Raw genomic sequence first — 1,544 nt, 5'->3', positions numbered from 1 at the left:
AAAGAACCTTCAATCCAAAGACGGATGAAAGGTTCTTTATTTTTTATTTGATTAGTTTTTGTTTAGACCAAGTACTTGCGCTGTAGAAGCATGCACTTCTTCAAGAAGCTCTGGGTTTTCCACTAATGCGATGCCATAAGAAGGAATCATTTCTTTTAACTTTGGTTCCCACTCTTTTACCTGCTGAGGGAAACATTTGTTAATCACTTCAATCATAACTGGCACGGCAGTAGATGCACCTGGAGAAGCACCTAGTAAAGCAGCGATGGAACCATCGGCCGCACTGACCACTTCGGTACCAAATTGAAGCGTTCCTTTACCACCAGCTTCAGTATCTTTGATTACTTGTACACGTTGACCCGCAACGACAATATCCCAATCATCGCTCTTCGCAGTCGGAATAAAGTCACGCAACTCTTCCATACGTTGATCTTTCGATAACATTAATTGTTGGATCAAGTATTTTGTCAAGCCCATTTCTTTCACGCCTGCCGCCAATAATGTGGTAATATTATGCGGTTTTACAGAAGCAAATAAATCCATATTTGAACCTGTTTTTAAGAACTTCGGTGAGAAACCAGCGAACGGTCCAAATAGTAATGATTTTTTGTTATCGATAAATCTTGTATCAAGATGTGGTACAGACATTGGTGGCGCACCAACTGCAGCTTTGCCGTATACTTTAGCATGATGCTGTTCCACAATTTCCTGGTTGTTACATACCATGAATAATCCACTAATTGGGAACCCACCGATATGTTTGCCTTCAGGAATACCTGATTTTTGTAATAACTCTAAGCTTCCTCCGCCTGCTCCAAGGAAGACGAATTTTGCTGTATGATATTCCATTTTACAGCCATCCATATCATGTACTTTTAACTCCCATGAGCCGTCCTTCGTACGTTTAATGCTTTCGACACTATGTTTGTAGTTGATATCGACGTTTTGCGTTGTTAAATTGTCAAAAAGCATACGCGTTAAAGCACCAAAGTTAACGTCTGTACCCGTGTCAATTTTTGTTGCCGCAATCGCTTCATCTGCTGGACGGTCTTCCATAATAAGTGGAATCCATTCCTTTAGTTTTTCAGGGTTATCGGAAAATTCCATCCCTTTGAACAGCGGATTATTAGCCATCGTTTCAAAACGTTTTTTCAAATACGCGACATTTTTTTCGCCTTTTACCATACTCATATGCGGTAATGCCATGATAAAGTCTTCTGGATTTTGGATGAGCTTACGATTAACAAGATATGACCAAAACTGCATAGAAACCTGGAATTGTTCATTCACATTAATGGCCTTGCTAATATCGATCGATCCGTCTGGTTTTTCTGAAGTGTAGTTAAGCTCGCACAATGCTGCATGCCCTGTTCCCGCATTATTCCATTCGTTCGAGCTTTCTTCTCCGGCGTTTGCAAGTTTCTCAAACACGGTAATATTCCAATCTGGTGCTAATTCTTTGAGCATTGTCCCCAAAGTCGCACTCATGATTCCGGCACCAATTAAGATGACGTCTGATTTAATTTGTTTGCTACTCATTTTTA

The 1,544-nt window shown here is 40.3% G+C and carries 1 protein-coding gene; it reads right to left on the bottom strand.

The window, feature by feature from the left end; genetic code table 11:
* Positions 1-51 precede the first annotated feature (51 nt).
* Positions 52-1,539, bottom strand: coding sequence for a malate:quinone oxidoreductase (locus tag ACOMCU_RS27940; RefSeq protein ID WP_421052288.1), 1,488 nt, complete (start codon positions 1,537-1,539; stop codon positions 52-54).
* Between the last annotated feature and the right edge of the window lie 5 nt (positions 1,540-1,544).

Source organism: Lysinibacillus sp. UGB7 (assembly GCF_049058285.1).
Classification (GTDB): Bacteria; Bacillota; Bacilli; order Bacillales_A; family Planococcaceae; genus Lysinibacillus; species Lysinibacillus sphaericus_B.
The sequence above is the reverse complement of the archived record's forward strand: the minus strand, read 5'-3'. Positions and strand labels throughout refer to the sequence as shown.

Excerpts from the sequence above, each read along its gene's own strand:
- ACOMCU_RS27940 (WP_421052288.1), bottom strand. The coding sequence starts at position 1,539 with ATGAGTAGCAAACAAATTAAATCAGACGTCATCTTAATTGGTGCCGGA.